This is a genomic window from Bacillus glycinifermentans, assembly GCF_001042475.2.
Lineage (GTDB): Bacteria > Bacillota > Bacilli > Bacillales > Bacillaceae > Bacillus > Bacillus glycinifermentans.
In genome coordinates, this window is the sequence record NZ_LECW02000014.1 from 38,580 (window position 1) to 53,735 (window position 15,156).

Below are 15,156 nucleotides of genomic sequence, written 5' to 3' on the forward strand. Positions count from 1 at the left end.
GGTTGCTTTCTAACTCTTTATAATGGCCTTAGAGGCATTGGTTGTCGCAAAATTCATTGTTGCGCTGATTTAACGCATTAAAATTTAAGAAAAAGTGCTGTTAGTTCCCCACTAATGGCACTTTTCTAATGGAGGTTAAAGATGACTATCTTTACAGCAATAACTCTAGCTATACTTTCATGTTTGGTTATTTGCTGCGTTTTGTTTTTATTTTTGATTAAAAAGGGTGTTATAGATAATCAGCCAAACGCCTTAGCGTTTATATCCTTTATCCTCCTTATAGGCTTTTGTTTATTCTTTGCCATGGCTGTTCCCAGCCTAATTATTTATTTTGTTTCTTTAGGTGTTAATCATTTCTTAGGTGACTATGTAAATTATAGCTCTAGATCTGATTTATACATATTTTCTTTATTGGTAAGCGCATTAGCACTTGTTTACATGCTTATACTTATGGCAGTTATAAAAGGGCTCTCAATATTTCTCAGAATTCCTAATTGGATAACTTATATATTTGAGTTTGCTGTTGCGTGGATAGCTGTTTATTTCTCCATAGAGTATGTTACAAATAGCCATCTAAGTAATGTATCCATATTTCAAGGTGGAGAGTTACTTTTATCCTTTTTTATTACATTTCTATTCTTAGGGTGTGACATTCTTTTTTCTAACCTAGATGAGATATCAAGAGAAAAGTTAGGATAGACACAGTAGAAAATACTGTATCTTTATAAATATTTAGAGAAGGAGAATATGAAATTAGAATTTTTCAGTGGGGAGAAGAAAATGGGTTAAGTAATGGAGGTGTGGGCCTTTATAACAGATGCAACAATGTCCCTTTCAACAATTAAATATAAAGGCAATACTTTGATGATGATTAGAAAGAGCTGATAGGGCTTTTATTTTTTGAGCTGTTGTTAGATGTGTCAAATTTTTATTGCTCTTTCCAATCTTAATCATTCATCTCGCTGTTACTCCAAAAAAGCTTCCGAATAATGAACGACACCTTGCACATGTTCAAGAGAATGATCTGTCAACTCGAGAGCCATAAACACTTCATCAGGCACCTCAAACGGAGCTTGTATATTCCATAAGCTAGCCGGTTTAAAACCAAACTTCGGATAAAAGTCTTTATGTCCCAAAACAATGACTGAACGATGACCAAGCTCTGCTGCGTTTTTTAACGCAGCACGAATTAACCGGCTCCCAATTCCTTTTTTCTGATACTCAGGTGCAACAGAAACTGGAGCAAGTGCCAAAGAATCAACAGCGTTATCACCATCTGCGATTTTTATTTTAGATAAAAGTACATGACCGATGATGTTTTTGCCTTGATTTAATGCGACTAATGAAAGTTCAGGAATAAATGCATCTGATTTTCTGATCCTATTTACAAGCAAGTGTTCTTTCTTGTCGCTGTATTCTTCGTTTAAAAAGGCTTTTTTAACAATTTCTTCAGTAGTATTATAATCTTCAGTGAGCTCTTGTCTTATTAAGATATCCATTTTTAGTCTCCAGTTCTTTTGATTAATTGTGGTAAGTTTTTAATAAGGTTAATAAACAAAAAAACAATTCACCATGCACCGGGTGCACACCCGGACACTGTTCGAAGATCTTCATGAAGATTGCGGAATTGATAGGCAAAATTACTGTAATATGAGGCTAATTCCTCCTGAGACGACCAATATGCACCTAATAAGCTTCTGACAAAAAGCAATCCCGCCACTGCAATGAGGGTGCCTAACATTCCGGGTAAAAGCAGATAGGCGATCATTAAACAAATAGCCGTTGCGACAAAGTCTATAGTAAAACCTATTCTGGGGTGTCTCTTGAAATACCTTCTAATGTTTTTCAATTGATCTAAGCCTCCTATCGCATATCTTTAAAAAGATACCATGGTCATAATTGGTACTGCAAGAAAAAACAGCCCATGAAAGCGGCGCCAGGAGCCTCCGTCACTTTCAGCAATACCTCGCATTTTTTTATGCAGAACGATTCATTTTTTTATCGCTTTAAATCGGGATCAACATAAAAGAATATCGTATGAACCGACACTTGGAAACTCCCAGCACTCCGCCGAAAACCGCGCTTTATTGGCCTAAACGTCTATATTGATCAAGTGACTTTCGAAACAACGATAGTCCATTTCACCTTGCCTTTCGCTCGTCACCTCCCTGCCTAAATGCCCGCCAATTCACAGTTTCAGACATATATCTCATAAAAGCAATGGTTTGATCTGTTATCCAGATTGATGAAAACGTCTCCAAGATGTAATATTTACCATGATAGAAAATCTTCCAACGTTCAATCGGACATCCAACTTAAAAAGGGAGCTGAAGAAAGGTGCAAACACTGGAAAAAGCTGAAAAAACAAATATGCAAGCGGCGAGAGATTATGTAACAGAAGCGTTTGAAACCGTACGGCAGCGAAATGTTCATGAAAGCGAATTTCTTCAAGCGGTAAAAGAAATCTTTGATTCACTTGTCCCTGTTTTTGCGAAATATCCGAAGTATATCGAGCACAATATCCTTGAGAGAATCGCGGAACCGGAACGAATGATTGTGTTCAGGGTTCCGTGGGTTGACGATCAGGGGACGGTTCGGGTTAACCGCGGATTCCGCGTCCAGTTTAACAGCGCGATCGGCCCGTACAAAGGGGGCATCCGCTTCCACCCTTCTGTTAACGCGAGCATCATTAAATTTTTAGGCTTTGAACAAATTTTTAAAAACTCTCTGACAGGCCTTCCGATCGGAGGCGGAAAGGGAGGGGCCGACTTTGATCCGAAGGGCAAATCAGACAGGGAAATCATGAGTTTTACGCAGAGCTTCATGAATGAACTGCATAAATATATCGGACCGGACAGAGACGTTCCGGCGGGCGATATTGGCGTTGGTGCAAGAGAAGTCGGGTATATGTTCGGGCAGTATAAAAAAATACGCGGCGCTTATGAAGCGGGTGTTTTGACGGGAAAAGGCCTTGAATACGGAGGCAGTCTAACGCGCACAGAGGCCACCGGCTACGGGCTTGTCTACTTTGTCGAAGAAATGTTGAAAGATAAAGGGCTGAGCTTTGAAGGCAGCACCGTCGTCGTATCGGGATCGGGAAATGTGGCGATATACGCCATGGAAAAAGCGATGCAGTTTGGTGCAAAAGTGGTCGCCTGCAGCGATTCTGACGGATACGTATACGATAAAAACGGGATCGATCTTGATACGGTAAAACGATTGAAAGAATTCGGGAACAAAAGAATCGCCGAATATGTAAATGAACATCCTGACGCACATTTTCACACAGGATGTTCAGGAATCTGGTCTGTGCCTTGCGACATTGCGCTTCCGTGCGCGACCCAAAATGAAATTGACGAAAAAGCGGCCGACATGCTGATTGCAAACGGTGTCAAAGCCGTTGGGGAAGGTGCGAACATGCCTTCTGAACAGGGGGCCGTCGAACGCTTTTTGGATGCGGGGATTTTGTTCGGGCCTGCAAAAGCCGCCAACGCCGGCGGTGTCGCAGTTTCCGCTTTGGAAATGGCGCAAAACAGCGCTCGTCTGCGTTGGACGGGAGAGGAGACTGATCACAGGCTGCGCGATATCATGACAAGCATTTACCAAAACAGCATAAAGGCAGCCGAAGAGTACGGGCGCCCGGGTGATTTATTGGCAGGTGCGAACATTGCGGGATTCATCAAAGTCGCAGATGCCATGATTGCTCAGGGGGTTGTTTAATTCAACGGGTGTTCCTTCTTTATCTGAACCCGCCGCTAATTCCGCCGAATCCATGCGCGCCGACGGCGGGACTGCTGACGGTTCCAGGGTGGCTGATGGCGCCTACGGGAGTGGGACCGGTTAATACGGAACCATACGGATAGTACGTCATCTGGGATCCGGGCGTATATACGTAAGTCATCTGAGGTCCAGGGAAGTATCCAGGATATCCCGGGAATCCCGGATATCCGAAAAATCCCGGATATTGACGGTACCCGCTTTCATAAGCAGAGTCCGAATAGTATGTGCTGTACATATCATCCACCTATCTTTTCTTATTTTTATAAGTTTATGTGAATTTTTGTAAATGGAGTCTGTACACGTTTGCTGGTAAAAAGTCTAATCCGGCAAACCCTGGAGGCTCCATTTTTTCTGTCATGAAATATGACAAAATAGTATAAAACGTCGTTTTCTTTGTGTAATCTTTATAGATTACAGAAAAAAATTTTTAATTATTTTTAATTTTGAATTTCCTTTTATATCAATCATGTAAGCGTATACAAGTAGATTGATAAATCTAAATTGTCTAATAATTTTAAAAAATACGGTTGACACTGTTTGTAAAGGAGCGTAATATGAGTTCAAACAAAAGATCAAATCGCTTTAGAGCTTTTCAATTTTCCCGAGGAATAACGGCGGGAAAACGGGTTCCCGCATCATGATTTTTTAATCAGGTAACGCGTTCATTTACAACAGAAAGGTGTGCTAAAAGGATGGGGGACCAGAAAGACCAGTGGATCTTCCTAAACGACAGACTCGTTAACAAAGAAGACGCTAAAATATCAGTCTATGATCACGGTTTTTTATACGGTGACGGAGTGTTCGAAGGCATCAGGGTATATGACGGAAACATCTTCAGAATGAAGGAGCACATGGACCGCCTGTATGATTCAGCAAGATCCATCCTGCTCGAGATCCCTTATCAGCAGGAGGAACTGACGGATCACGTGCTGAAAACGGTAGAGAAAAACGGGCTCAAAGATGCTTATATCCGCTTGGTTGTTTCAAGGGGGCCGGGAGATCTCGGACTCGATCCAAACAATTGTTCAGCCCCTAGTGTCATCATAATTGTCGAACCATTGGCAATATTCCCGAAACATTTATATGAAACGGGAATTGATATCGTTACGGTGCCGACAAGACGAAACCGGCCGGATGTATTAAGCCCGAAAGTAAAATCCCTGAATTATTTAAATAATATTCTTGTCCGGATCGAGGCGCGGATGGCCGGGGTCAGCGAAGCGCTTATGCTCAATGATCAAGGCTATGTTGCCGAAGGTTCTGCGGATAATGTTTTTATTTATAAAAACGGAAAGCTTTTGACGCCGCCGGGATACCTTGGCGCGCTTGAAGGAATCACGCGCAATGCGATCATCGAAATCGCCGAAGAGCTCGGCTATGAAGTGAAGGAAGAACCGTTTACCCGCCATGATGTATATACGGCGGAGGAAGTGTTTTTGACGGGAACCGCTGCCGAAGTCATCGCGGTTGTCAAAGTGGACGGCCGGCAGATCGGAAGCGGAAAGCCGGGAGTCCATACAAACCGGATGCTGGAAAAATTCCGCGAACGCGTTGTGCGTGAAGGGGAAAAGGTAAACTTTAACGATCAAAGCCTGAGTGTCAGCTGAATAAAGATAAACGTAGAAGAGGATAAGTAACAGCGGAAACGCCGTCTGCAGAGAGCCGGGATTGCTGAAAACCGGTGGCGGCCTCCGCTTGCGAACTCCCCTCTGAGTGCCGGTTTGAACGATTCGTCAGAATTTAGTAGGGCCGGCCGGGTGAACCGAATCGATCACTCGTTATTAAAGCGGATATAGTTATCCATAAGGCGGCCGTAACGGCCGTGAACAAGGGTGGTACCGCGGAAAGAAAAGCCTTTTCGCCCCTTTGGCCTGCGAGGTAAGCAGCGCCATTGTGGGCGGGAAGGCTTTTTTAGCTGTAAAGGCATAATGGATGTATGCTTTGCGGCACATATAAATCAAATCAAAATCAACCTTGAAGTTGTGAGTGATGAACAAATAAGGAGGAAGAAAAATGAGGACGAATGTACAGTTGGATGCAGATCATGCCCAATGTACACAAACGATGGCTGGGGCGTCGATGCTGATTGAAGCTTTAAAGCGGGAAAATGTTGAAGTGATCTACGGATATCCTGGCGGGGCAGTCCTGCCGATTTATGACAAACTTTACGGATCGGGGATGTTTCATGTGTTGACGCGCCATGAGCAAGGCGCGATTCATGCGGCGGAAGGATATGCGAGAATTTCCGGGAAGCCTGGCGTCGTGATTGCCACCTCGGGGCCGGGGGCGACCAATCTCGTGACCGGTCTTGCTGATGCAATGATCGATTCATTGCCGCTGGTCGTGTTTACGGGTCAGGTAGCGACTTCGGTTATCGGATCTGACGCTTTTCAGGAAGCGGATGTGATCGGGATTACGATGCCGATCACAAAGCACAGCTACCAGGTACGGGAGGCTGAAGACCTGCCGAGAATTATAAAAGAAGCGTTCCATATCGCGACGACCGGCAGGCCTGGTCCCGTTTTAATCGACATCCCGAAAGATGTCGCCGGAATCGAAGGGGAATTCAGCTACGACCATGACATTAACCTGCCGGGCTATCAGCCGACAATAGAACCGAATTATCTGCAGCTCAGAAAGCTTGTGGAAGCGGTCAGCGGAGCGAAAAAGCCGGTTATTTTAGCCGGAGCCGGTGTTTTGCACGGGAAAGCGTCAGAAGAATTGAAAAATTATGTCGAGCAGCAGCAGATTCCGGTTGCACACACGCTGCTCGGGCTTGGAGGCTTTCCGGCCGACCATCCGCTTTTCCTTGGAATGGCAGGGATGCACGGGACATATGCCGCGAACATGGCGCTGTATGAATGTGACTTATTAATCAGCATCGGGGCAAGGTTCGATGACAGGGTTACAGGGAATTTGAAACATTTCGCCAAATACGCGAAAGTCGCCCATATTGACATTGACCCTGCCGAAATCGGCAAAAACGTTCACACGCATATTCCTGTCGTCGGAGACAGCAAGCTCGTTTTAACGGAACTGATCAAGCAAAACGGCAAACCGGGAGCTTCTGATGAATGGAAACAACAGCTTGCCGGCTGGAAGAGCGAATATCCTCTCTGGTATGAAGAGAATGCAGCCGAAGGCTTTAAGCCGCAGAAGCTGATCGAATACATTCATAAATATACGAAGGGCGAAGCCATTGTGACAACAGACGTCGGTCAGCATCAAATGTGGGCCGCACAGTTCTATCCGTTCAAAAAAGCCGACAGATGGGTGACCTCAGGCGGTCTCGGCACGATGGGATTCGGACTTCCGGCAGCGATCGGGGCGCAGCTTGCGGAAAAAGATGCAACGGTTGTCGCCCTCCTCGGAGATGGAGGATTTCAAATGACGCTTCAGGAGCTGGCGGTCATACACGACCTCAACCTTCCGATCAAAGTCGTCGTGTTAAACAACCACTGTCTCGGCATGGTTCGGCAATGGCAGGAAATCTTTTATGATGAACGCTATTCTCATTCGAAATTTTCGTCGCAGCCGGATTTTATCAAACTTTCTGAAGCTTACGGCATCAAAGGCGTCCGAATCACATCTGAAGAGGAAGCAAAAGAAAAGCTCGAAGCCGCTTTGACATCGAATGAACCGATGGTCATCGACGTTCAGGTCGCGCAAGCTGAAAAGGTATTTCCGATGGTTGCACCTGGAAAAGGGCTTCATGAAATGGTGGGGGTGAAACCTTGAAAAGAATCATTACGCTCACAGTGCTAAATCAAACCGGCGTCTTAAACAGGATCACAGGGCTGTTTACAAAACGGCACTACAACATTGAAAGCATTACGGTGGGGCACACCGAATCAGAGGGGATCTCCAGAATTACGTTCGTCGTTCATGTGGAAGACGAAAAAGAAATCGAACAGCTGACAAAGCAGCTAAATAAACAGATCGATGTATTAAAAGTCACGGACATTACGAATCAATCCATCGTCCAACGGGAGCTGGCTTTAATCAGGGTCGTCTCCCCTCCTTCGAGCAGGGCGGAAATCAACGGCGTGATCGAACCGTTCCGGGCCACAGTGGTAGACGTCGCCAAGGACAGCGTCGTCGTTCAGGTCACAGGCGAATCAAGCAAAATCGAAGCGCTTATTGAACTGCTGAAGCCATACGGGGTCAAAGAGGTTGCCAGAACAGGCACAACGGCTTTTGCAAGAGGTACTCAGCAAAAGCCGGCCTCTATTAAAACAATATCTATTGTATAAATCTTAAAAACTAAAAAAGAAAAGGGAGAGATTGAAATGGTAAAAGTTTATTACAACGAGGATATTAAAGAAAACGTATTGGCAGGAAAAAAAGTGGCGGTTATCGGATACGGTTCACAAGGCCATGCGCATGCGCTGAACCTGAAAGAAAGCGGAGTGGATGTCATTGTCGGCGTCAGAAAAGGAAAATCGTTCACGAAAGCGGAAGAAGACGGCCATCAAGTATTTACTGTAAAAGAAGCGGCGGCACAGGCTGATATCGTCATGGTTCTGCTTCCTGATGAACAGCAGCAGAAAGTGTATGAAGCCGAAATTAAAGATGAGCTTCAAGCCGGCAATTCGCTTGTTTTCGCACACGGCTTCAACGTTCATTTCCATCAGATCGTTCCTCCGTCAGACGTTGACGTATTCCTCGTCGCTCCTAAAGGGCCGGGACATCTCGTCAGAAGAACGTTCGAACAGGGCGCAGGAGTGCCGGCACTGTTCGCGATTTATCAGGATGTAACAGGTGAAGCGAAAGACAAGGCGCTTGCATATGCAAAAGCGATCGGCGGTGCGAGAGCAGGAGTGCTTGAAACAACATTTAAAGAAGAAACTGAAACAGACCTATTCGGGGAACAGGCGGTTCTGTGCGGAGGACTGACATCCCTCGTCAAAGCCGGTTTTGAAACGCTGACAGAAGCAGGATACCAGCCGGAACTCGCATACTTTGAGTGTCTGCACGAGCTGAAGCTGATCGTAGACCTGATGTATGAAGAAGGCTTGGCAGGCATGAGATACTCCATTTCCGACACGGCGCAATGGGGAGATTTCGTATCAGGTCCGCGCGTTGTCGATGAGAATGTCAAAGCTTCTATGAAAGAAGTATTGAAAGACATCCAAAACGGAACGTTCGCGAAAGAATGGATCGTTGAAAACCAAGTAAACCGTCCGCGCTTTAACGCCATCAATGCATGCGAAAATGAGCATGAAATCGAAGTGGTCGGCAGAAAGCTTCGTGAAATGATGCCGTTTGTCAAACAGGGCAAAAAGAAGGAAGCGGTGGTAGCCGGTGCGAAAAATTAACTTTTTTGATACGACACTCCGCGATGGCGAGCAGTCACCAGGCGTCAATTTAAACACGCAGGAGAAGCTGGCGATCGCCCGGCAGCTCGAAAAGCTCGGGGTCAACATTATGGAAGCGGGTTTTCCCGCTTCATCCCCCGGGGATTTCTATGCTGTAAAGGAAATCGCGCAGACGATTAAAAACTGTTCGGTAACAGGGCTGGCCCGCTCTGTCAAAGGGGATATCGATTCGGCCTGGGAGGCGCTGAAAAACGGGGCTGAACCGAGGCTGCACGTATTTATTGCGACCTCTGACATCCATTTGAAATATAAGCTGAAAAAAACGCGGGAGCAAGTGCTGGAACAGGCGGTGGCAATGGTTAAATACGCGAAGCAGAAATTTCCGGTCGTGCAATGGTCGGCAGAAGATGCGTGCCGTACGGATCTGGCGTTTTTAGCCGAAATCGTGAGCCGGGTAATTGAAGCCGGCGCGGATGTCATCAATCTTCCGGACACGGTGGGGTATTTGGCGCCGGCCGAGTACGGAAACATTTTCCGCTACATCAAAGAAAATGTCCGCAATGCAGACAGGGTCAAGCTTTCAGCCCATTGCCACGATGATTTGGGAATGGCTGTCGCCAACTCCCTGGCTGCGATTGAAAACGGCGCTGACCAAGTGGAATCGGTGATCAACGGCATTGGCGAAAGAGCGGGGAATGCGTCTCTTGAAGAAATTGCCGTCGCTCTCCATATTCGGAAGGATTTTTACCAGGCGGAGTCTACGATTCAATTGAATGAAATTAAGCGGACAAGTGATTTGGTGAGCAAGCTGACGGGAATGGCCGTGCCGCGCAATAAAGCGGTTGTCGGCGACAACGCTTTCGCACACGAATCAGGCATCCATCAGGACGGTTTCCTAAAAGAAAAAACAACGTACGAAATCATTTCGCCGGAGCTTGTCGGTGTCAAGACAGACGCGCTTGTGCTCGGAAAGCATTCAGGGCGCCATGCGTTTAAAGATAAGCTGCAAAAGCTTGGTTTCCAGTTTGTGGAAGAGGAGATCAATCAGTTTTTCAACATATTTAAAGAGCTGACAGGAAAGAAAAAAGAATTTACTGATGAAGATCTGATTTCTCTTATCCTTGAAGAAAAAGCGACAGACCGCAAAATCGGCTACGATTTGGTGTCGCTTCAAGTCCATTACGGCACATCGCAGGTTCCGACGGCAACGGTTTCGTTGAAGGACCAAAAAACGAATCAGGTTATTCAGGAAGCAGCGACGGGAGCGGGCAGCGTTGAGGCGGTCTACAATACGCTGAAGCGCTGTATGGATAAAGAAGTCCAGCTCTTAGACTACCGGATTCAATCCAACCGCAAAGGGCAGGACGCATTTGCCCAGGTGTATGTCAGGGTGCTGATCGACGGAAAAGAATCAGGCGGCCGCGGAGTCGCACAGGATGTGCTTGAAGCTTCGGCAAAAGCGTATGTAAATGCGGTGAACCGCCTTCTCGTTTACAAAACGAATGCGGAAGGCCTGCTAAAGGAAGCGGCAGTAGGATCATGACAGTGAAAAGGAAGGAGTTTGTTTAACGTGAAAAAACGAATCGCACTTTTGCCAGGTGACGGAATCGGCCCCGAGGTGCTGGAAGCGGCAGTAGACGTGCTGAAAAGCGTAGCCGAGCATTATCAGCATGATTTCGAATTTGAATACGGTCTGATCGGCGGAGCTGCCATCGATGAGGCGGGTGTGCCGCTGCCGGAGGAAACAGTCGCCGTCTGCCAAGGAGCGGACGCCATTTTGCTCGGAGCCGTAGGAGGACCGAAATGGGATCAACATCCTTCTGACCTGAGGCCGGAAAAAGGGCTCCTCGCCATTCGCAAACAGCTCGATCTTTTCGCTAACTTGAGACCTGTCAAAGTGTTTGAAAGCCTTGCCGAAGCCTCTCCTTTAAAAAAGGAATATATTAAAGGCGTTGACTTTGTCATCGTCCGCGAGCTGACGGGCGGTCTGTATTTCGGAAAGCCGAGCAGGCAGTACGTCAATGAAAACGGTGAGGAAGAAGCCGTTGACACGCTGTTCTATAAAAAATCCGAAATGGAACGGGTCATCAGGGAAGCTTTCCGAATGGCAAAGGGGCGCAAAGGAAAAGTCACATCCGTCGATAAAGCGAACGTTCTTGAATCAAGCAAGCTGTGGAGAAAGACGGCCGGAGAAGTCGCACAAGAATTTCCTGACGTGAAGCTTGAGCATATGCTCGTCGACAATGCCGCAATGCAGCTCATCTATCATCCGGGCCAATTTGACATCGTCGTCACTGAAAACATGTTCGGCGATATTTTAAGCGATGAAGCTTCGATGCTGACCGGATCGCTCGGCATGCTGCCGTCGGCCAGCTTATCAAGTTCAGGCCTCCATCTGTATGAGCCTGTTCACGGGTCTGCTCCTGACATCGCGGGACAAAACGTCGCCAATCCGCTTGCAGCTATTTTGTCGGCGGCGATGATGCTCCGCACATCATTCGGCCTTGAAACGGAAGCGAAAGCCGTTGAAATCGCCGTTGATCAAGTGCTCCAGTCCGGAAAAAGGACAAAGGATCTTGCAAAAGGCGGCGAGCATTGTACGACAAAGGCGATCACGGGAGAGGTTAAAGCAGCACTGGCAGATGACAACGCCATTTCGAACATCATGACCGCCTACGTTTAAGGAAAACGGATATTGGTAGAGGGAGGAAACAAGATGACGCCTCGAACGATCATCGAAAAGATTTGGGATCAGCACGTCGTTAAAAAAGGAGAGGGAAAGCCGGACCTTTTGTACATCGATTTGCATTTAATCCATGAGGTCACTTCACCCCAGGCCTTTGAAGGGCTGAGACAAAAGAAAAGAAAGGTGAGAAGGCCTGAGAATACGTTTGCCACGATGGATCATAACATCCCGACCGTGAACCGGTTTGAGATGCATGATGAAGTTGCAAAACGGCAAGTCAGCGCGCTTGAACGAAATTGCGCAGAATTCGGCATCCGCCTAGCCGACCTGTCGAGCCCTGATCAGGGAATCGTCCATGTCATCGGACCTGAGCTCGGTTTAACGCTACCGGGAAAAACGATCGTCTGCGGCGACAGCCATACGTCAACACACGGAGCGTTCGGCGCGCTTGCATTCGGAATCGGAACGAGCGAGGTCGAGCATGTGCTTTCAACGCAGACGCTTTGGCAGCAAAAACCGAAAACGCTTGAAATCCGTGTTGACGGTACACTGCAAAAAGGCGTCACGGCAAAAGACGTGATCCTTGCCATCATCGGAAAGTACGGTGTTAAATTCGGCGCCGGCTATGTCATTGAATATACGGGCGAAGTGTTCCGAAACATGTCGATGGACGAACGGATGACCGTCTGCAACATGTCGATCGAAGCCGGGGCAAGGGCTGGGCTTATCGCACCTGATGAAACGACGTTTGAATATATTAAAACGAAAAAATATGCGCCAAAAGGCGAAGCGTTTGAAAAGGCTGTCAAGGAATGGGAGTGTCTGAGGACCGATCCGGGAGCTGTATACGACCGGACGATTGTTCTGGACGGCAATGAGATTTCCCCGATGGTGACATGGGGCATCAATCCGGGAATGGTTCTGCCGGTTGATGAAGTCATTCCGGGACCTGATGCGTTCGACCAGGAAGACGATAAAAAAGAAGCGCTGCGCGCCTATGAATATATGGGTCTTGAACCATATAAAAAAATCGAAGATATTACGATTGAGCACGTGTTTATCGGCTCATGCACGAACTCGCGGCTGACGGATCTCCGCCAGGCGGCCGAGATGATCAAGGGGCAAAAGGTCGCCGACGGCGTCAGGGCGATCGTCGTTCCCGGTTCGCAAAGCGTCAAAATCCAGGCGGAAAAAGAAGGCCTTCATGAGATCTTTACCGAGGCCGGCTTCGAATGGAGAGAATCGGGATGCAGCATGTGCTTGAGCATGAATAACGACGTCGTTCCGGAAGGAGAGCGCTGCGCTTCCACGTCAAACCGGAATTTTGAAGGAAGGCAGGGCAAGGGAGCAAGAACGCACCTCGTCAGTCCTGCAATGGCGGCGATGGCTGCGATTTTCGGCCGTTTTGTCGATGTCAGAAAGCATTTTAAAGAAAAAACAGTCGTGTAAGGGAGTGAAAAGATGGAGCCTTTAAAAACGCATACCGGAAATGCGGCGGTTTTAAACAGAATTAATGTAGATACGGATCAAATCATACCGAAACAATTCCTGAAACGGATCGAAAGAACAGGCTACGGCCGCTTCGCATTCTTTGACTGGCGGTACTTGGCGGACGGTACGCCGAATCCGGAGTTCGAGCTCAACCGGCCCGAATATGAAGGGGCATCGATTTTAATCGCGGGTGAAAACTTCGGCTGCGGCTCCTCGAGGGAGCATGCGCCGTGGGCATTGGACGACTACGGCTTTAAAATCATCATCGCGCCGTCGTTTGCCGACATTTTTCATCAAAACTGCTTTAAAAACGGGATGCTGCCGATCCGCCTTCCTTATGACACGTGGAAGGAGCTTGCTGCACAATATGAACATCAGTCGCTGCCTTTGACAGTCGACCTCGAAAAGCAGACGATTACGGATCACGGAGGGAAGCAGATTGCATTTGACGTTGATCCGCACTGGAAGGAAATGCTTTTGAACGGCTATGACGAAATCTCATTAACGCTGCTACTGGAAGATGAGATTGAACAATTTGAAAAACAGAGAAGCTCCTGGCTGCAAATCTAAAAAAGCTTTCCGATTTTTTTCGGAAGCTTTTTTTGCTGGAGGGGGCAGAAACGGTTCTTTCTTGTGTTTAGCGGGCCGGGTTGGTACACTTGATAAAAATAAGTGCCTGAAAGGAACTTAAGCATGAAGCGTGACAAGAAAAATTCAAAGATCATCCCGTTCCCTAACGTGAAAGAGCGGTTAGTGCATAAAGGGATGTCCGCCCTAAAAAAAAAAATTACCATGAAGCGCTGCGGCTGTTTTCAGAGGCGAGGAATTACGATGAAGAGGAATCTGACATTTATCTCGGAATGGCGATATGCTTTCTGGAAATCGGCGAACTTGAAGAAGCGAGGGGCATCTGCGAAAAAATGCTCAAGGAGGGCCAGGGTCACTATTTTACGGTTTTACAGGTCTATATGACGATTTTAATTCAGCTTAGACAGTATGATAAAGTAAAGGAAACGATCGAAGCCGTTCTTGAGGAAAACAAGCTGCCCCCCGAAAGCGCCGAACAATTTTATAAACTGCTCGATTTCAGCCGCAAGATGACGGAAGAGCCGGAGGCGGAGGACATCATAGAGGATCCGTCAGACGCCGAGGGCTACGACCGTGAGAAAGTTTTAAACGACACCGGCGAGCAGGTGAAGCTGATCCATGCGCTGAAAGACCGGAATCTCTCGAAATACGCCGGTTTATTGAAGACGATCCTGCAGCATCCGAACGGGCATCCGGTCGTAAAGACGATGATCCTTCAGCTCCTGGCCGAGTCGGACTATGAAAAACCGACGCTCGTCACAAAATTTGGCGAATCGATGACAATCAATCCGAAAGAAACGGTCAAGCCTGATGACATGCCGATTTTAAAGCACGTCCTGAACGTCCTTGACGATACGCTCGGGAATGAGAATCCCTCGCTGTATCAGGCCGTTGAAGAATTGTGGCGCAGGCATCTCTATGTGCTGTATCCGTTTCAGCCGAAATACTCGAACCGCGAGCTTTGGGCCGCCGCGCTTCATAAGGTCGGATATGAAATGCACGGCATCGACATTGACAAAAGTGAGCTTCACATTCTCTATGATTTCAATGACGGACAGCTTGAAGAAGCGTGCGCGATGATCAAAGACATAGAAGAAATTTCTTACTTGTAAATGTTGAAAGCAGCAGGCATTGTGTTATAATAAAGTGGTTGCATTTATGAAAACGGAAGGCGATTGTTCCGTTTGCCGCTAAAGATTCATTATTTATCTTTGCATACATAATGATGGCTAATGAGGAAGAACTAAGCTAAACGGCAGGATCACTGTTTTGATGGACGAAGCCGCGTGCTTG

General features: G+C 47.1%; 13 protein-coding genes, 1 pseudogene and 1 other annotated feature. Of the genes and pseudogenes, 11 read left to right on the forward strand and 3 right to left on the reverse strand.

Annotated elements, in window-relative coordinates; all coding sequences use genetic code 11:
• The first annotated feature begins 141 nt into the window (after positions 1-141).
• Positions 142-699, forward strand: a complete 558-nt coding sequence (locus tag AB447_RS09980) for a hypothetical protein (protein ID WP_048354308.1) — start codon at positions 142-144, stop codon at positions 697-699.
• Positions 700-965: 266 nt separating this feature from the next.
• Here the strand turns inward: AB447_RS09980 and AB447_RS09985 are convergent, their stop codons facing one another.
• Together AB447_RS09985 and AB447_RS09990 are read right to left on the reverse strand one after the other, a co-directional pair.
• Positions 966-1,499: a GNAT family N-acetyltransferase gene (locus AB447_RS09985; RefSeq protein WP_048354307.1), complete on the reverse strand. Its 534-nt coding sequence runs from the start codon at positions 1,497-1,499 to the stop codon at positions 966-968.
• Positions 1,500-1,567: 68 nt separating this feature from the next.
• On the reverse strand, positions 1,568-1,849 hold the full coding sequence (locus tag AB447_RS09990) for a hypothetical protein (RefSeq protein WP_048354306.1): 282 nt from the start codon (positions 1,847-1,849) through the stop codon (positions 1,568-1,570).
• A gap of 488 nt (positions 1,850-2,337) precedes the next feature.
• Between AB447_RS09990 and gdhA the strand changes: the two genes are divergently transcribed.
• A complete protein-coding gene (gene gdhA, locus AB447_RS09995; protein WP_172796339.1) occupies positions 2,338-3,720 on the forward strand; it encodes an NADP-specific glutamate dehydrogenase in 1,383 nt (460 codons plus the stop codon).
• Between the two features lie 19 nt (positions 3,721-3,739).
• Here gdhA and AB447_RS10000 read toward each other — a convergent pair whose 3' ends face one another.
• Positions 3,740-4,015, reverse strand: coding sequence for a hypothetical protein (locus AB447_RS10000; protein WP_048354305.1), 276 nt, complete (start codon positions 4,013-4,015; stop codon positions 3,740-3,742).
• Positions 4,016-4,472: 457 nt separating this feature from the next.
• Between AB447_RS10000 and ilvE the strand changes: the two genes are divergently transcribed.
• From ilvE to ddcA, 9 genes and pseudogenes are all read left to right on the forward strand, one after another.
• On the forward strand, positions 4,473-5,387 hold the full coding sequence (gene ilvE / locus AB447_RS10005) for a branched-chain-amino-acid transaminase (protein WP_048406498.1): 915 nt from the start codon (positions 4,473-4,475) through the stop codon (positions 5,385-5,387).
• Positions 5,388-5,391: 4 nt separating this feature from the next.
• Positions 5,392-5,649: a binding site (T-box leader), on the forward strand.
• Positions 5,650-5,793: 144 nt separating this feature from the next.
• On the forward strand, positions 5,794-7,518 hold the full coding sequence (gene ilvB / locus AB447_RS10010) for an acetolactate synthase large subunit (RefSeq protein WP_048354304.1): 1,725 nt from the start codon (positions 5,794-5,796) through the stop codon (positions 7,516-7,518).
• On the forward strand, positions 7,515-8,033 hold the full coding sequence (gene ilvN, locus AB447_RS10015; protein WP_057957546.1) for an acetolactate synthase small subunit: 519 nt from the start codon (positions 7,515-7,517) through the stop codon (positions 8,031-8,033). The genes ilvB and ilvN overlap by 4 nt, the downstream gene beginning before the upstream one ends.
• Positions 8,034-8,069: 36 nt before the next feature.
• Positions 8,070-9,098 carry a ketol-acid reductoisomerase gene (gene ilvC / locus AB447_RS10020; RefSeq protein WP_048354302.1) on the forward strand — a complete coding sequence of 343 codons (1,029 nt, stop codon included), beginning with the start codon at positions 8,070-8,072 and terminating at the stop codon, positions 9,096-9,098.
• Complete coding sequence (locus AB447_RS10025; protein WP_048354301.1) at positions 9,085-10,641, forward strand: 2-isopropylmalate synthase; 1,557 nt, start codon at positions 9,085-9,087, stop codon at positions 10,639-10,641. Before ilvC ends, AB447_RS10025 begins: the two co-directional genes overlap by 14 nt.
• A gap of 27 nt (positions 10,642-10,668) precedes the next feature.
• Positions 10,669-11,781: a 3-isopropylmalate dehydrogenase gene (leuB, locus tag AB447_RS10030; protein WP_048354300.1), complete on the forward strand. Its 1,113-nt coding sequence runs from the start codon at positions 10,669-10,671 to the stop codon at positions 11,779-11,781.
• A 33-nt stretch (positions 11,782-11,814) separates the two neighbouring features.
• Entirely contained in the window at positions 11,815-13,233 is a 1,419-nt protein-coding gene (gene leuC, locus AB447_RS10035; RefSeq protein WP_057957547.1) for a 3-isopropylmalate dehydratase large subunit, read from the forward strand.
• Between the two features lie 12 nt (positions 13,234-13,245).
• Positions 13,246-13,845: a 3-isopropylmalate dehydratase small subunit gene (gene leuD / locus AB447_RS10040; RefSeq protein ID WP_048354299.1), complete on the forward strand. Its 600-nt coding sequence runs from the start codon at positions 13,246-13,248 to the stop codon at positions 13,843-13,845.
• Between the two features lie 123 nt (positions 13,846-13,968).
• A pseudogene (ddcA, locus tag AB447_RS10045) lies at positions 13,969-14,975 on the forward strand (DNA damage checkpoint antagonist DdcA).
• The last annotated feature ends 181 nt before the right edge of the window (positions 14,976-15,156 follow it).